This is a genomic window from uncultured Porphyromonas sp. (assembly GCF_915070105.1).
Classification (GTDB): domain Bacteria; phylum Bacteroidota; class Bacteroidia; order Bacteroidales; family Porphyromonadaceae; genus Porphyromonas.
In genome coordinates this window covers 1-17541 of sequence record NZ_CAJZFJ010000046.1, presented here as the reverse complement: position 1 = coordinate 17541, position 17541 = coordinate 1, and the positions used below count along the sequence as shown (strand labels likewise).

Annotated in this window: 13 protein-coding genes and 1 tRNA gene; all 14 read right to left on the bottom strand. The window is 51.8% G+C overall.

Annotation, left to right across the window (positions count from 1 at the left end):
• Positions 1-279: 279 nt before the first annotated feature.
• A tRNA-Ile gene (locus QZ554_RS05850) sits at positions 280-353 on the bottom strand.
• 93 nt (positions 354-446) lie between these two features.
• Positions 447-1346 carry a Ppx/GppA family phosphatase gene (locus QZ554_RS05845; protein WP_297194951.1) on the bottom strand — a complete coding sequence of 300 codons (900 nt, stop codon included), beginning with the start codon at positions 1344-1346 and terminating at the stop codon, positions 447-449.
• A complete protein-coding gene (locus QZ554_RS05840; RefSeq protein WP_297194949.1) occupies positions 1339-3414 on the bottom strand; it encodes an RNA degradosome polyphosphate kinase in 2076 nt (691 codons plus the stop codon). Before QZ554_RS05840 ends, QZ554_RS05845 begins: the two co-directional genes overlap by 8 nt.
• 30 nt (positions 3415-3444) lie before the next feature.
• The gene (cdd, locus tag QZ554_RS05835; RefSeq protein ID WP_297194948.1) at positions 3445-3912 is read right to left on the bottom strand and encodes a cytidine deaminase; all 468 of its coding nucleotides are present in this window, start codon (positions 3910-3912) and stop codon (positions 3445-3447) included.
• 685 nt (positions 3913-4597) lie between these two features.
• Positions 4598-6835: an inorganic phosphate transporter gene (locus tag QZ554_RS05830; RefSeq protein ID WP_297194946.1), complete on the bottom strand. Its 2238-nt coding sequence runs from the start codon at positions 6833-6835 to the stop codon at positions 4598-4600.
• 41 nt (positions 6836-6876) lie between these two features.
• Positions 6877-8967: an NAD-dependent DNA ligase LigA gene (ligA, locus tag QZ554_RS05825; RefSeq protein WP_297194945.1), complete on the bottom strand. Its 2091-nt coding sequence runs from the start codon at positions 8965-8967 to the stop codon at positions 6877-6879.
• The gene (locus QZ554_RS05820; protein ID WP_297194943.1) at positions 8955-9485 is read right to left on the bottom strand and encodes a GNAT family protein; all 531 of its coding nucleotides are present in this window, start codon (positions 9483-9485) and stop codon (positions 8955-8957) included. Before QZ554_RS05820 ends, ligA begins: the two co-directional genes overlap by 13 nt.
• Positions 9486-9503: 18 nt before the next feature.
• Positions 9504-10124, bottom strand: coding sequence for a recombination mediator RecR (gene recR / locus QZ554_RS05815; RefSeq protein ID WP_297194942.1), 621 nt, complete (start codon positions 10122-10124; stop codon positions 9504-9506).
• A gap of 115 nt (positions 10125-10239) precedes the next feature.
• The gene (locus QZ554_RS05810; RefSeq protein WP_297194941.1) at positions 10240-11802 is read right to left on the bottom strand and encodes an Rne/Rng family ribonuclease; all 1563 of its coding nucleotides are present in this window, start codon (positions 11800-11802) and stop codon (positions 10240-10242) included.
• Positions 11803-12051: 249 nt separating this feature from the next.
• On the bottom strand, positions 12052-12354 hold the full coding sequence (locus QZ554_RS05805) for an HU family DNA-binding protein (protein WP_297194953.1): 303 nt from the start codon (positions 12352-12354) through the stop codon (positions 12052-12054).
• Between the two features lie 212 nt (positions 12355-12566).
• The gene (locus tag QZ554_RS05800) at positions 12567-13478 is read right to left on the bottom strand and encodes a DUF3078 domain-containing protein (RefSeq protein ID WP_297194939.1); all 912 of its coding nucleotides are present in this window, start codon (positions 13476-13478) and stop codon (positions 12567-12569) included.
• A 36-nt stretch (positions 13479-13514) separates the two neighbouring features.
• Positions 13515-14426 carry a TIGR01212 family radical SAM protein gene (locus tag QZ554_RS05795; RefSeq protein ID WP_297194937.1) on the bottom strand — a complete coding sequence of 304 codons (912 nt, stop codon included), beginning with the start codon at positions 14424-14426 and terminating at the stop codon, positions 13515-13517.
• A 6-nt stretch (positions 14427-14432) separates the two neighbouring features.
• On the bottom strand, positions 14433-15101 hold the full coding sequence (locus QZ554_RS05790; RefSeq protein WP_297194935.1) for a lipoate--protein ligase family protein: 669 nt from the start codon (positions 15099-15101) through the stop codon (positions 14433-14435).
• Between the two features lie 224 nt (positions 15102-15325).
• Positions 15326-17287: a DNA topoisomerase (ATP-hydrolyzing) subunit B gene (gene gyrB, locus QZ554_RS05785; RefSeq protein WP_297194933.1), complete on the bottom strand. Its 1962-nt coding sequence runs from the start codon at positions 17285-17287 to the stop codon at positions 15326-15328.
• Positions 17288-17541: the final 254 nt, after the last annotated feature.

The window sequence follows — 17541 nt, the reverse complement described above, 5'->3', positions numbered from 1 at the left end:
TGTTTGCTTCCGACATAATAGTCCACGAGGGCAGAAATTCTTGATGCAACCGTATCCATGTCTTGACGAGAAACAAAATCATTATGTATTTGTACTACCGATTTGTCATTGGTAGGAGGCTATCCATACGCTGGCAAAGATGTTCATTAATACCTCTCCTTAGCAGGAGCAATGACTGGAGGTTTTATTTGTTGCTAAAATTCCGTGTAACAAAAACAGCAGGCTGTTTTGTCCGCCAAGGGAACTTTCAACCTGCTGTCTAGTGCTTAGTTTCTATCGTGGTCCCACTTGGGCTTGAACCAAGGACTCCCTGATTATGAGTCAGGTGCTCTAACCGACTGAGCTATAGGACCAAAGGAGGTCACCTAGGGAGGTGATACCCCTTCTTTTCGTGTGCAAAGATAGCGATAAAGCCTTTATGCACCAAACGTCTTCTCCCCCCTTCTCTAGCTAAGGATAGGGCAGATCGAATCTACGATACCATCGGCGAGCCCCTTGGTGGGTACGATGACCTCTTCTGCTTGGGTTATCTCGGCCACGGAGAGGAAGATGTCTGCTGCAGGGACGATGACCTCTGCACGGTCGGGCTTTAGGCGGAAGCGGAGCATACGCTCCTCGGGAGTATATTGCCTTAGGTCGTCGGCTACTGCTCGTAGACTTGTGATGGGGAGGTGGTTGATATTGGCACGTTCGGAGGGTGCTCCTAGGCGCAGGAGCTTATTGATATTACCCCCGGTTCCCACCAGCTGGATATGTCCCTGATAGGTGTCCGTCAGCTCCTGCAGATAGCGGCGGAAGTCCTGACGTACCTCCTCCCTAACCCGTCCACTGATCTGTCGGATCGTACCGATGTCGAAGGAGCGAGAGTCTACGAGATTGCGGCCACGGACGATATTGAGCTCTGTACTCCCTCCCCCAACGTCTACGTAGAGGAAGGTGTCGTCATCTCGTCCCTCGAGCGAACGCATCAGATCGGCAGAGATCAGCTCTGCCTCCTCCCGACCACCGATGATCTCGATGCGTATGCCTGTCTTCTCCTCGATCTTCTCGACCAGCTCGAGACCGTTATCTGCGTCACGCATTGCCGAGGTAGCGCAGGCTCTGAAGGCGACTACCTCGTAGATCTCCATCAGCTCACGATAGGCCTTCATGAGGCTGACGAGCTGCTTTCCTTTCTTCTTGGATATATGTCCCTCGGTAAAGGCATCTTCACCTAGGCGGAGGGGGACACGCACGAGCTGTACCTTGGAGAGGGGCTCTGTACTACCTGGCTCATTGAGGCACTTGACGAGTAGGCGTACGGCGTTGGAGCCGATGTCGATACCTGCGTAGTGAGACTTAGCCATTCGATTCCTTTTTGCTTAGATAATAGTTGTAGATGATGTCTTGGGAGTTGAAGAGTTTCGTACCGCTTGGGTAGCTGTCTCGGTAGGCATATACCTCTCCATCCTGGGTATAGTAGCCCTGCTCGGTATCGGAGAGCCCAGCTGAGACGATGAAGTCTAGCTCCCGCTGTATATCGGGATCATAGACGGGGGTCATGACCTCTATGCGTCGGTCGAGGTTGCGTGTCATCCAGTCCGTCGAGCCGATGAAGTAGCGGGGCTGACCTCCGTTGCCGAAGATATAGATGCGAGAGTGCTCTAGGTAGCGTGAGATGATGGAGTTGATATACATCCCTTCGCTGAAGCCTGCTACACCGGGTACTAGGGAGCAGTTTCCTCTTAGGCATAGCTCCACTCGTACACCTGCATTGCAGGCTTCGTAGAGCTTGTGTACCATTTTCTCATCGACGATATGGTTGATCTTCATTCGGATGAAGGCCCCCTGACCGGATCGGGCGAGACGGATCTCCCTATTGATCATATTATAGAGAGGCTGGCGCATATCGTTGGGGGCGACAAGGAGCTCCTTGAAGCGAACGTTCAGGAAGGGACGCTCAATGAAGTCAAAGACGTGTAGCACGTCTCGGGTGATGCCCTTGCGAGCGGTCATGAGCATAAGGTCTGTATAGAGCTTGGCTGTACCCTCGTGGAGGTTGCCCGACCCGATGCAGGCTATATCTCCCCTGCGGGTGGCTATGTAGACGAGCTTGGAGTGTATCTTGAGCTTCTCGTGTCCGAAGACGACGTTGATCCCCGAGTCCTGCATCTTCTTGCTCCAGCTGATATTGGACTGCTCGTCGAAGCGGGCGAGGATCTCGATGACGGCAGTCACCCGCTTGCCATTCTGCGCCGCTGCCATCAGTGCGCGGATGACCTTGGAGCTCTGTGCCACACGATAGAGCGAGATGCGGATCTCGGTGACTTCCGAGCTAATCGCCGCCTCCTGCAGTAGACGAAGAAAGTGGTCAAAGCTCTGATAGGGGAAGTGCACACAGCGGTCTCGCTCTAGGATCTCATTGATCACACTCTGCGTATAGCGGCGATCCTCGATACCGAGGGGCTCACGAGGAGGGAAGCGAAGTCCCTTACGTCCGCAGTCTGGTAGGGTCATGAGGTCACGCATATTGTGGTAGCGTCCCCCGCCGACACGTGTGTCTCGGTAGTTGAGCTCTGCCATATCGCTTAGTCGCTTTAGGACGACTGGGGGGATGGCTTCGTCATAGACCACACGGACGGTCTCTCCTCGCTTGCGTCGCTTCACTCCACGAGAGACCTTCTCGATGACACTCGTACGTAGGTCCTGGTCGATCTCGAACTCTGCGTCCTTCGTGAACTTGAAGGTGTAAGCCTCGTAGCGTACATACTGATCCCCTACGAAGCAGTAGGGGAGACAGGCTCTGAGGACATCATCTAGGAACATCAGGTAGCTCTCGCCCTCCTTGTCCTTGAGTCTAAAGAACCGCCCAAGGTCCCTCGTCGGCACCTCCAGCAGTGCTACATCATGCATCTCCTCTGTCTCCTGCTCATCCTGCCAGAGGATGACGGCTAGGTAGAGAGCCTCCTTGAGGTGTCGCTCGGGGCTAAAGGTCGGGCTATTGATGAAGATCGGGGTCGTCGTCCCATTGATCTTCTCCATGAAGAAGGTACGTACCTCTCGTAGCTGCTCCTCGCTCAGCTCCCGCTCGTTGATGATATGGATATGCGCCTCGGCGAGCGAGTGAAGCAGTGACTCGAAGGTCTGCTCGAAGAGCTGTGAGTACTCCTGATTGAGGCGAAGGATCGTACGCAGCACATCCCGAGCCTTCTTGCGCTCGTCCTCCGAGACCTCTATCGTGGAGTCAATGAGACGGCGTAGCGAGGCTACACGCACACGGAAGAACTCATCTAGGTTATTGGAGTAGATACCTAGATAGTTGAACCGCTCCAGTAGGGGAAGGTCTTGGCGCCGAGCCTCCAGTAGGATGCGCTTATTGAAGTACATCCAGCTCTCATCCCGCTCGATATAGGGGAAGCGACGACTGGATCGCAAACTCAGGTCTGTATGCATATAAGTAGGATGCTAGAGGGCGCTACCATCGAAGCCAAAGGGCAGGAGGAGACGGCAGTCGTCTATGCAAATCGTTTGCTCTCCCCCACATAGTAGGATAGGGAAGGGATGGAAGCGTGTCGCCGTCTCCATGATCACCTGCCGACAGCTCCCACAGGGGGAGATGAAGGGTACCCGTCCCCCATCGTTGATCGCCACGATCAGGAGCTTGTCTATCGGTACATCGGGCCACTGCGCAGATGCCCAGAAGAGGGCTGTCCGCTCAGCGCAGGTACCCGAGGGGTAGGCTGCGTTCTCTTGGTTGGAGCCCGTCACGATCTCTCCATTGGCGAGCAGTACAGCAGCGCCTACATGGAAGTGGCTATATGGGGCATAGGCCTTCTTGGCGGCCTCTAGGGCTCTCTGCTCCAGCTCTAGGTCGAGGGGGGAGAGCTCATCATGTGTCAGGGTGCTATATGGGACTTGAAGTGTCCGTTCCATAATTCTTTATCTCTATTATCTATTTGCCTGTTCTTGCTTTGATCGCCCTATGACAGAGGCTTTCACCAGCTAATATACGAAATCCCCTCCGTATAGCCTTGGATATAGGTCTCTTCATCAGAGCAGACGTATGATCTCTTTCTGTATTCTCCTCTCTTTGGCTCTTTAGGGACTTTATTTCATGGCCTAGATCATATTAGCCATGTCTCTTGTGCCTAGGTCCTAGCCCCGACGAATGTACATACGAATGAGCCCTGCAGAGGATATACTTAGAGCGAGGTTGTGTACACGTGTGTACACAGTTGTATACACGTTGGTACACTGTTGTGTACACACGTGTATACTTTACCCTCTTAGGTAGTAGCTCTACCCTTGGTACGTCTATGCCTAGGGTACAGATGCTTCTATCTATCGGTGTATGCCCCTTGACTACATTACCCTCGTTCTCTAGTGATTTCATGCGTCAGGTCTAGTCTCTTCATTCATTCTGACCCTGTCGCCCTTGAGAGGTTGAGCGTTCTGTCCCAGCTAATCATCCTCTCGATACTTCGTTTAATGGATGGGGAGGCTCGCTGTGTAGAGGTAGAGGAGTGGTATATATAGAGCGCACCCCATAGGTGTCATGACCTATGGGGTGCGCTCTATACAGCCTCCCTAGTGGAGAGGGGCTGTGGAGGTATGAGGGCTACTCCGTCTCCTCCTCTAGGAGGTGCTGGCTGTAACCTACAAGGTGACGGAGGTTCACGAGGAGCTCGTTGGTCTCGATGAGGAGGTTGAGATAGACGAGGGAGGCACGTAGGTCTTCCTTACGACTCTTGTGCGTACGCTTCATCTGGGTCTTACGCATATCCTTGACGATGTTGCGTAGCTCCTTACCCATAGCCTTGGCTTTCTTGGCATCCTCCATACGTTCGCTGGCGATGAGACGATGCACCTGTGCGATGTAGTCTACGACACGGTCACGGATGGGGAGGAACTCCTCACGGCACTGCTCGGGGATAGGGTTGAAGTTGTTGTCTACGTGCTCGGCACAGACCTCGCTCGCACGCTCTAGGGCATAGATCATCTGCAGACAGGTGTTTGCCCCGAGGTGGAACCACATGTTCTTCTCCAGCACATCCTCATCGTTGGACATACGTCTTAGTCCGATCGTCTCCTTACGGCGCATGGTCTTGAAGCGACGCTTGTGGCTGTCTAGGTGGTGCTGGGTGCGGTGGAGCTTGCGTAGGTCTTCGCCGAAGAGCCCCGTGGTCAGATCCATATAGTCTGCACTGACCTGATCGAGGAGCGTGATCTGGTTGAGACGTACGTGCTCGGAGAGGAGACTCCACATCTCCTCGGGCTTCTCGGCATTGAGGATAGCGACGAAGAGCTCATCGTCAGCATCATCCTTCTTGCGCTTGAGCAGGTGATTGTTGAAGAGGAGGAAGAGGGCGACACCGATGAGGGCAACCATAGCTACGAAGCCCCCGAAGTTCATGATCGCAGCGATGATGATCGCAATGATGAAGGCTGCACCAGCGGTGACGAACCATCCACCGATCACGGACATAACCCCCGTGAGACGTCCCACGGCGCTCTCACGTCCCCAGGCACGGTCTGCCAGAGATGACCCCATAGCGACCATGAAGGTCACGTAGGTCGTAGAGAGGGGTAACTTCATCGAGGTACCTACGGCGATGAGTAGCCCAGAGAGTACGAGGTTCACCGAAGCACGGACGAGGTCAAAGGCTGCCCCCTGCTCGAGGGTGATCTCCTGCTTGTTGAATCGGCTATCGATCCAGGTGCGAGTGCTCTTGGGTACAGCACGCTCTAGGAAGTTGGCTATCGCACTACTCGTGCGTACGAGACCACGAGCGATACGAGAGGAGCCGAAGGTCTCCTCTCCATCATCCTGACGGGAGAGGTTTACGGAGGTCTTGATGACGTTCTGAGCACTCTTGGAGAAGAAGAGTGCCACGACCATGATGACCCCAGAGGCCAGGAGGAAGTAATAGGGCGTCTCGGCAGGGCCCTTGTTCGCAGCCATTAGGTAGCTATCATAGGCACCATTGCCGTGCGCCATGAAGTTCTGATAGGAAGCTAACCCTGTCAGAGGCACCCCGATGAAGTTCACCAAGTCGTTACCAGCAAAGGCGAGTGAGAGGGAGAGTGTACCTGCTAGGACGATGATCTTGAGTATATTCACCTTGCACCAGTGTAGGATCTGCATCACGATGGAGGAGACGACGAGGCATCCTAGGACGAGCTCCTGAGTATGCTCGTTGATCCATGCCTTGTAGGCAAAGGTAGAGTCTCCTAGCCCCTTGATGAGCATGAAGTAGATGATAGCCGTGATGGCTAGCCCTCCATAGATACCAGCTAGGTAGGGGAGAGTCTTCTTGTAGTTGAAGGTGAAGAGTACACGAGCGATCCACTGCACCACAGAGCCGAAGAAGAAGGCGATCGCCACAGAGAGGAAGATGGCGATGATGACCTGTAGGGCCTTGGAGGTGTTCAGTAGATCGAGTACCTGAAGGGAGGGATCACCGACACTCTTGATCATCGCCATACAGAAGGCTGCACCTAGTAGCTCGAAGACCATCGAGACAGTCGTAGAGGTAGGTAGCCCAAGTGTATTGAAGATGTTCAGTAGGATAATATCGGTGACCACTGCCGTGAGACAGATCGTCATCACCTCCTGGAAGGTGAAGTACGACGGGTCATAGATACCATAGCGGGCTATGTCCATCATCCCATTGCTCAGGGATGCACCGATGAAGATACCGACAGCTGCGACAGCGAGGACGACCTTGAAGGGTGCAGCCTTAGCTCCGATCGCAGAGTTTAGGAAGTTCACAGCATCGTTGCTTACCCCTGCCACCAAATCGAAGCAGGCGAGGATAAGTAGGAATGCTAGGATGCAGATAAAGATGATTTCCATTGCTGGGATAAATATGTTCTAGGGTTAGTTGGGTTGCTTGACTAATCGAAGAGTAGACGAGGCTCATCACGCTCTTCCACTACGGATGCGGGAGCAGGAGCCTCAGCGGGCGTAACCTGAGTAGCATGGAGATGGGCAAGGAAGTCCGTCTCGGAGAGTAGGGTGATGCCTAGGGAGGTAGCCTTCTCGAGCTTGGCAGGTCCCATATTGGCACCAGCTAGGACAAAGTCTGTCTTACTCGAGATAGAGGAGGAGATCTTACCTCCGTAGGACTCGATCATAGCCTTGTACTCCTCTCGTGAATGCTCAGTGAAGACACCACTGATGACGAACGTCCGTCCAGAGATGAATTCGTGCGAGGTGATAGGGCTTGGCTCCTCCTGTGCTGTACGTCTAAGCGGAAGGCCTAGCTCCTCGAGCTCTAGGATGAAGTGTCTGTTACTCTCGAGTGCGAAGTAATCGACTAGGCTCTGCGCGATGACCTTGCCAATATCGGGTATGGCAGTCAGTTCCTCAAGGGAAGCCTTGGCGAGCTCCTCTATAGTTGAATAGTGCTGTACTAGGGTCTTAGCGACCGTCTCACCCACGAAGCGAATGCCTAGACCAAAGAGTAGAGCACTGAATGGGCGATCCTTGGAGGCGGTGATGCTGTCAAGGAGCTTCGTAGCACTACGTTCCTTGAAGCCGGGGAGGGTAAGTAGATCCTCTACTCTTAGGCGATATAGATCAGCTATGCTATGCACTAAGTCGTGCTCGAAGAGTAGGGATATAGTCTCCTCTCCGAGACGAATGTCTGCTGCCTTACGCCCGCAGAAGTGCTCGATACGTGCTGTCTGCTGTGGTGGGCATGCAGACTGATTGGGACAGTAATAGGCAGCCTCCCCTTCGTTGCGCTGTAGGGGGGTGCTACATGATGGACATTGTGTGGGGAAGACGATTGGTTCAGCTCCCTGCTGACGCTCCTCCTTAGCTATACCTACGATCTTGGGGATGATCTCTCCCCCCTTCTCGACGAAGACTTGGTCTCCGAGGTGTAGATCTAGGGTGGCGATGAAGTCTGCGTTGTGTAGGGAGGCACGACGTACGATCGTACCCGAGATGGGTACAGCCTCTAGGTTGGCTACTGGTGTTACGGCTCCAGTACGCCCGACTTGGAAGTCTACGGAGAGAAGTGTCGTCTTCACTTGCTCAGCTTGGAACTTGTAGGCTATGGCCCAGCGAGGCGTCTTGGAGGTATAGCCTAGCTCCTCTTGTTCGGAGATGGAGTCTACCTTGAGTACAACCCCATCCGTAGCTACAGGTGCAGAGTGGCGAGCTTCATCCCAGTGGTCGAGGAAGTGATGTACCTCCGAGAGAGAATGACAGAGCTCGATAGCATGAGATACCTTGAGCCCCCAAGCCTTGCACTGCATGAGTCGCTCATAATGGCTATCGGGCATATCCGGCTGTGCGGGGACGTAGTAAAAGAAGGCATCCAGCCTACGGGAGGCTACGATGGCGGGATCGAGCTGCTTGAGTGTGCCGCTAGCTGCATTACGTGGGTTGGCAAAGAGTGGTAGTCCTGCCTCATTACGCTCTGCATTGATCCGATCAAACTCGGCGAAGGGAAGGAGTATCTCCCCTCGTACCTCCAGCTCACGAGGATAACCCTCGCCCTGTAGGCGTAGAGGTATGGAGCGAATGGTGCGGACATTGGCTGTGACATCATCCCCTACCTGACCATCACCTCGGGTGACAGCACGTACGAGGATACCTTCCTCGTAGATGAGTGATATGGATAGACCATCATACTTCAGTTCGGCAGCTATAGCGAAGGGCTTCCCTCCCAGATCCTTCTTTATTCGCTCGTAGAAGCTATCGACCTCTTCGTAGCTATAGGTATTGCCAAGGGAGAGCATAGGGTAGCGGTGTGCCACCTGTGCAAAGCCCTCGGTACGGTCTGCTCCGACTCTTTGGGTCGGGGAGTCGGGAGTGATGAGCTCGGGGTGCTGTGACTCGAGTGCCTCTAGCTCCTTGAGCAGATGATCGAAGTCATAGTCCGAGATGGTAGGGGTAGATAGGACATAATAGGCATGGTTGTGCCTATTGATCTCTTCCCGGAGGGCCTTGATGTGTTCGTCTATTCGTTCCATTTCTGATAGTAATAGAGATCCTGATAGTCTCCTCTGACCCACTGCCAGCGTGGTAGTGTAGCCGTGTGCTCGAATCCAAGGGCTAGGAGCATCCTCTGTGAAGGGATATTGTAGGCTAAGATCTCGGCATATACCTGCTGGCAACGTAGCTGCTCAAAGGCATAGTGGCAGGCTAACCTAATGCCCTCTGAGGCATATCCCGATCGTCTATGTTCAGGGGCGATATAGATCCCAATGCCTGTACGGAAGTGTAGGGGAGTGTAGTCGTATAGCACCAAGTGCCCAAGGGCAGCTGGGGATGTGCCCCGTCGCTCTATAATGAGGCTCATCGTCCCGGTCTCCATGATGTGTCGTGAGGAGGTGGTGATGTACTGCTGAATGAAGTCCTTGGAGAGAGGGTTGATGGTGTTGCTGGATAGCCAGCCCTCGGCGTCATTCTCCCAAGCCTCCAGAAGCGGTAGATCATCCTGTGAGAGAGCTCTCAGTCGGAGGTCGTCATTCTCCAGTAGATGTGCCATAGTCGAGAGGAAACTTGATCAGAAGCGTAGGGATTGGTCGAAGTCTGTTCGAGTGAGGATCGATCTACCGAGGGTTACCTCGTCTGTATACTCGATCTCATCGCCGATAGCGATACCACGAGCGATGACAGATACCTTCACATCGAGGGACTGTAGGCGGCGATAGATGAAGAAGTTCGTGGTATCCCCCTCCATCGTAGTCCCTAGGGCGAGGATGACCTCCTTCACCGCATCAGAGTGAACACGCTCAACGAGCTCATCGATAAGTAACTCCTCTGGACCGATCCCATCGATAGGAGATATTACCCCTCCGAGGACATGGTAGAGGCCACGATACTGCCCGGTATTCTCGATCGCCAAGACATCTCCTACGTGCTGTACGACACAGACCGTGGAGGCGTCACGACTAGGATTAGCACATATACTACAGAGCTCGGTATCACTGATATTGTGACACTGACGGCAGTAGATGATTCCATCACGCATCTCTACTAGAGCATGAGCGAAGGCGTGCGTGTCACCCTCGGGGCGAGAGAGCAGATGTAGGGCTAGGCGAAGGGCACTCTTGCGTCCAATACCCGGGAGTGTCGCTAGCTGCTCGACGGCACGCTCTACGAGCTTAGATGGATAAGAGAGCATCTCGTAATATTCTCCTAGTCGTAAAGTAAGAAAGCCCATAGAGAGCAAACACCCAAGTATGATCGGTGATCATCACCTCTCAGGGGCTATCTCTCTATGGGCTTCCTAGTCAAGTCTATTCGTCCAAGGTCTCGATCTCGTTGCCCTCCTTGTCGAGGAACTTGTACTCGAGGAATCCGAGACTTTGGTTAGGAGTAACACGGACTCCTCGTGCTATCTGTAGCTTCCATCGTCGGGCGATGGAGACGAGGAGTCCCTTGGTGAGGTAGGCTGCTACGTAGGGATGTACGTGTACATTTACGTAGGATAGACTTAGTCGATGGACTAGGTCCTTGAGCTTTTCTTCTAGTTGGTCGGTGAAGAGCACAGAGCCCTTCATCTTCCCAGTACCCATACAGGTCGGACAGGTCTCATCTGTATTGATCTGCGTGGCGGGGCGTACTCGCTGTCGGGTGATCTGCATCACGCCGAACTTACTCAAGGGGAGTATATTATGCCTCGTGCGATCAGACTCCATCAGCTTGACCATGTGCTCATAGAGGAGCTGACGATTCTTCTGGTCATGCATATCAATGAAGTCTACCGCAATGATGCCCCCCATATCCCTCAGGCGGAGCTGGCGTGCCAGCTCTTCGGCTGCGATTAGGTTCACATCAATGGCTGTACCCTCCTGCTCGTTGTTCTTTCGAGACCTATTACCGCTATTGACGTCTACGACATACATAGCTTCGGTCTGCTCAATGATCAGGTAGGCACCACTCTTACAGGTGACGGTACGCCCAAAGGACGACTTGATCTGCTTCGTTACCCCCTTTTCATCAAAGATGGGTAAGTTCCCTGTATACAGGTGTACGATCTCCTCTCTTCCTGGTGCTATCTGAGCGACATACTCACGTATCTCCTCGAAATAGGCTTTGTCATTGACTTGAATGCTCTGGAAGGAAGGGTTGAACGTATCACGGAGTATCCCGAGGGCTCGGCTAGACTCTTCGTAGACGATCTTGGGTGTCTTGGTGATCTTAGGGAGCTTCTGTACGCTCTCTTCCCAGCGACGGAGGAGACGACGGAGCTCTTGGTCCAGCTCCGAGGCTCGCTTACCTTCGGCAGAGGTACGGATGATGACGCTGAAGTTCTTAGGCTTCATGCTTAGCACCAGCTGCTTGAGGCGAGCACGCTCCTCGTGTGATTCGATCTTTGTACTGACTGAGACCTTGTCAGAGAAGGGGACTAGGACGAGGTTTCGTCCAGCGATAGAGATCTCAGCAGATAGACGTGGTCCCTTGGTGGATATGGGTTCTTTGACTACTTGTACGAGGACGTTCTGTCCAGCCTTGATGTAGTCAGCGATCTTACCATCCTTGGGTAGGTCTGGGAAGTTAGGGATCTTATGTAGGGCGGGCACTGCTTTGGTCTTCTCGATCTGCTCGAGGAAGCGCTGCTGCGCCTGATAGATCATCCCTAGATCAAGATAGTGAAGAAAAGCATCTTTCTTGTAGCCTACATCAACGAACGCTGCATTCAGCCCAGGCATGACCTTCTTCACTCGTCCGAGGTATATGTCCCCGACGGCGAAGGCTAAGTCCCTGCGCTCACGCTGTAGCTCTACCAGTCTTTGGTCTTCTAGTAGAGCCATGGATATCTCCTTAGGGGAGACATCGACGATTAGTTCACTGGTCACTTAGCGTAAATGATGTATCGATAAGAATGTAGGGGATAGATGCTGCTTACAAAAAGCACACAAGGGGTAAGAGCTAGCTTGTCACTTGCCCTAGACCCCTCATGTAAGACACTATTTCTTCTTCTTATGTCTATTCTTCTTGAGTCTCTTCTTACGCTTGTGCGTAGCCATCTTATGGCGCTTTCTTTTCTTTCCGCTTGGCATAGCTTTCTTTTGTTTTTTATATTATAGTTATCTGCGATTTCTCCTCTACTTCACCTTCGAAGCAAAGAGCTTAGAGGGCTTGAAGGCAGGGATGCGACGCTTGGGGATGATGATCGTAGTCTTCTTGGAGATATTACGAGCTGTCTTCTCAGCGCGCTCCTTTATGATGAAGCTACCGAAGCCACGAAGGTAAACATTCTCTCCACGAACCAGAGACTCTTTGACCGACTCCATGAATGCTTCTACCACAGCCAAGGTAGTCTCTTTGTCTACCCCTGTGTTCTTGGCGATGTCGCTCACCACTTCTGCTTTCGTCATAGATGATGAAATTATTTTAATTGGATGAATATCATTCTTTTGCTTTGCAAATATAGTGCAAATCTTTCAATCTGCCCATACTATTTCCCAATCTAATCCCTAAGCTATCCCTCTATTATCCGAGATTTGGAGCAGTAGGACTTCTGCGTGCTCATCTGATTAGCTTTCCCTCCGATATACCTACAAAAAAGAAGCCCTCACCCAAAAGGGCAGGGGCTTCTCCTATATAATTGCGTCAATGCCTAGAAGCTGTAGGAGAGTCCTAGGCCTAGGACTTCGCGGAACTGCACCTTAGGACCAGCGATATTACCAGCCTTATCTACGCTCTTGACGTTGTCATCGTAGATAAGGTTTGTCGTGAGGGTAGTCGTGAGGAACTTGTTGATCTTAAAGGCGATCATCATATCCCAGTTCACGTCGATGTTGCCAAAGTCTGAATTGTAGGCAGTGAAGAGCGTGAGCTTTGTCGAGAAGTTGATGTTCTCAGCTAGCTTCTTCTTATAGTTTGCTACAACTGAGGCACCGAGCTCAGCTAGGAGCTTATTGCCAGGCTTCACCCCGAAGGCACCTGAGTTGGAGAGCTTCTTGTCTAGGACAAAGGTCATCTTACCCGTTACAGGAGAGAGTAGGACAGAGAGGTCGTCATTAGGCTTATAGTCCGCACCAAGAGCAGCTGTTAGATAGCCAGGGGCAAAGAGGGTGGAGATGTACTTATCTCTATTCCCAGCTACGTTGGGATTGGTGGAGGCATCATAACCACGAGCGAACTGAGTGAGCAGATCACCAAGAGCCGAGATACTCCAGTGCTCGCTGATGAGACGACCTACCTTTGAACTGAGATTGAGCTTATCGACATTCTTGAGCCACTCATTGCTAGTCGTATAGGTCATCCCGAAGTCTGTCACGAGTGCATTATCCCAGCTCCACTTATCCTTCTTATAGTTGGCGGTAGCATTGAGATAGATGTTCCATGCAACAGAGTTCTCACCCCCAGCAGACCAGTTCACTAGAGCAGTCTGAGCGGTATTGGCACCGGTGATACCACTAACCTTCCAGTTGCTCTCTGGGGCAGGAGTCTCGGTCGTGTTGTCTTGTGCTTGAGCACTGATAGCTACAGAGGCTAGGAGTGCAAGCGAAATAAAGATCTTCTTCATTTCTGTCTTGTTATTTAGGTTTTATGATTAGAGTGTTTATTGAATGCTCGGTGGGGTGGAGAGAGCCCTTCGGATCTTAGCAGTGAACTCGTAGTTCTTCCATCCCCAGCGTGGAGCTAGGAGTAAGTCAGGCGGTGACTGAGAGACGAATCGCTCTAGGACGATGTTAGGTCGAAGGCGGCGGACAAAGTCTACGCATAGCTCGATATACTCCTCTTCTGTAAACAAATGAAAGTCTTCGGGGTTGCGTAGGTACTCGCCTGCCATGATTGTCCCTCGGATGATCTGTAGCTGATGAACCTTTAGTGTCGTGATGGGAAGCTCGGAGAGACGATCTGCATGCTGGAGGATCTCCTCTCTACTCTCTCCTGGGAGGCCTAGGATGATATGGGCGCCGACCATGATCCCAGCATGGTGAGTCCTCCAGATCGTATCGACACTATCTTGCCAAGTATGTCCACGCTGGATGCGCTCTAGGCTTTTGTCCCAAGTGCTCTCTACCCCATATTCAATCAAGAGAAAAGTCCGCTTGGATAGTTCGCTGAGGTAGTGGAGTAGGGGCTCAGGCATACAGTCTGGACGTGTCCCTATGATAAGCCCCACGACGTCAGGGTGTGCTAGAGCCTCCTCATACTTGGCTATGCAGTCGTCAACCTCTCCATAAGTATTCGTGTATGACTGAAAGTAGGCTAGGTACTTCATCTCAGGGTACTTTCTCCTAAAAAATGATATACCTTCGTCTATTTGCTCCGTAATGGGTCTAAGCTTTGTCGCATAGTTTGGACTAAAGCTTTTGTTGTTGCAATAAGTGCATCCCCCTCGTCCTCTGGAGCCATCTCGTGTCGGGCAAGAGAAGCCAGCAGTGAGGGTGATTTTCTGTACTTTCTGCTCGGGAAAATGCCCCTTGAGAAAGGAGGCAAAGTCTATATAGGGGGATATCTCAGCCATTGTCGTCTAGCTTCCCTTAGCCTTCCCAATCGGAGAATGAATCCAGTCTAGGTGCTCAAAGTGCTCCGCACGCTTGAGCTTGATATATTCCTCGACCTCTTCCCCCAATACTAATGGAGTTAGGTCATCCTCTACTTCCTTCAGTTCATCAAGTATGAGAGTCTGTAGATCTATAATAGTATAGCCTTCGGGGAGCGTCGGGCATAGGTTGGTGACCTTAGAGCGAACAGATGCAACTCTCGACCGAGCGGTAATATCTGGAGCCACTGTGAGTATTCGCTCCAGTTCATCGAGGTCTGTGTCAAAGAGTAGGCAAATATGGTAGAGTAGACGTCCTCGTGTCATAGCTTCGGCCGATCCTCCGACCTTGAAGCCATTTAGTCGAAGGTCTCCACGAGGTGAACGCACGACCTCTACCCCCTTCTTAGCAAGAGCTGTTTGGATAGGGAGTGGGCAGGCTGCTAGATCAAAACCTTTTGATGCTTCTCCATTCTTGATTACAGAGAAGTTTAGGTTGCCCTCATCGTGGTAGACGGTACCTCCTCCAGAGGTACGACGTAGCAGTGCTATCCCTCTAGATTGAAGGTACTCAACGTCTAGCTCGGCCTCTGGATGCTGATAGCGCCCCATGAAGACTGAGGGGCTATTGATCCAGAGAAAGTAAATTGTATCCAAGGAGCGTAGTTGCCTATAGAGATAGTCCTCTAAGGCAATGTTGTAGTAGGGATCTCGGGATGTACTAATATGGTAGTAAGCTCTTGTCATCTATTACCTAACTAGAAAAGGGAGGAAATGGTTACAAGACTTTTTAATAGTATGACTTGGAGGTGTATATAATACAGAAGAGGCTCATCCTCCGCTAGTCTAGGGAGGGTGAGCCTCTTTGCTACTAGTCTTGACTAGGCATCAATGCGGGCATAGGTTGCATTAGCCTCGATGAACTCACGGCGTGGCGCTACCTCATCTCCCATTAACATGGAGAATATCGCATCTGCCTCAGCCGCATTCTCGATCGTGATCTTGCGCAACGTGCGGTTCTCTGGGTTCATTGTTGTCTCCCAGAGCTGCTCGTCATTCATCTCACCGAGACCCTTGTATCGCTGTACATGCACACGCTTTTCGTCACCACCTCCCACACGGTCGATGAATGCCTGACGCTGCTGTTCAGTCCAGCAGTATTCCTTCTCCTTTCCTCTAGTACAGAGATAGAGTGGGGGAGTCGCTATGTATACGTAGCCGTTCTCAATGAGGGAACGCATATTGCGGAAGAAGAATGTGAGGATAAGCGTTGCGATGTGGCTACCATCGACGTCAGCATCGGTCATGATGATGACCTTGTGATAGCGGAGCTTAGCTAGGTTGAGTTCCTTGGCGTCCTCTTCTGTACCGATTGTTACACCTAGTGCTGTGTAGATATTCCTTATCTCTTCGCTCTCGAGTACCTTGTGCTGCATCGCCTTCTCTACATTCAAGATCTTACCACGTAGAGGTAGGATGGCCTGGAACTCTCGGTCACGCCCCTGCTTTGCTGTACCTCCTGCAGAGTCACCCTCCACAAGGAAGAGTTCGGAGAGGACAGGATCCTTAGAGGAGCAGTCTGCTAGCTTCCCTGGTAGGCCACCTCCAGAGAGGGGAGATTTACGCTGTACCATCTCACGGGCTTTGCGCGCAGCCTGACGTGCAGTAGCAGCTAGGATGACCTTATCGACGATGACCTTGGCTTCCTTGGGATGCTCTTCTAGGTAGATCTCTAATGCTTCGCTTACGGCGATGTCTACAGCACCCATGACTTCATTGTTCCCCAGCTTGGTCTTGGTCTGACCCTCAAACTGAGGCTCAGCTACCTTGATGCTAATTACAGCAGTAAGACCTTCACGGAAGTCATCACCGGTGATCTCAACCTTTACCTTGTCTAGGAGCTTGGAGTCGGTAGCATACTTCTTTAGAGTACGTGTTAGGCCGCGTCGGAAGCCAGCCAGGTGTGTCCCTCCTTCGATCGTATTGATGTTATTGACGTAGCTATAGATATTCTCGTTGTAGGAGGTGTTGTAGGTCATCGCTACCTCTACGGGGATGCCTTGCTTCTCCGTGACGATGTGGATTACATCATCTACAAGATGCTCCTTAGAGCGGTCAATGTACTTGGCGAATTCCTTCAGTCCCTCTTGCGAATAGTAGACCTCCTTTAGGGGCTTGCCTTCTTCGTCTTTTACTCGCTCATCGATGAGGGTGAGTGTGATGCCAGCATTGAGGAATGCTAGCTCGCGGAGACGATTTGAGAGAATCTTGAATTGATACTCTGTGACGGAGAATATGGAGTCATCTGGCTTGAAGATGATGGTCGTCCCTGTATGATCAGTTGTCCCTATAGTCTGTAGATCCGTTGTAGGGACACCTTGACTGAACTCTTCTGTATAGATCTTGCCATCTCGATGTACAACAGCCTTGAGGTAGGTGGAGAGTGCATTCACACAAGATACCCCAACACCATGGAGTCCACCAGAGACCTTATAAGAACCCTTGTCAAATTTTCCCCCTGCGTGTAGGACGGTAAGTACGACTTCTAGTGCACTCTTGCCTTCTTTCTCATGGATATCAACGGGGATACCACGACCATTATCCTGTACCTCGATCGAGTTATCTTCGTGGATGATGACCTTGATGTCATTACAGTAGCCTGCGAGGGCTTCGTCGATGGAGTTATCTACTACCTCGTATACCAAGTGATGGAGTCCCTTTTCACCGATGTCACCTATGTACATGGCAGGACGCTTGCGCACAGCTTCTAGTCCCTCCAGGACTTGGATGCTACTGGCCGAGTATTCCTTTTCACTTGCTTGGTCAAACAGCTCTTCGCTCATTGATTTCATTGAATGCTATTATAATATCTGTACAAAGATACGAAAAATAAGCACTTAATGAGTCCCTATCATTCCCATGCTCAGGGCCGCCGCATGAGCTCGCTCGCACACTCCTGCTTTCGATCTTTGGGGGTATCATTTCATATCCCAGGGAGCCTTAGCCCATCACTAAAGATCCTAGGCATTATCCTCAAGAAACAGACCTACAAGCGAGCCCTAGAGAGGAGATACTTAGAGCGCACTTGTGTACACGC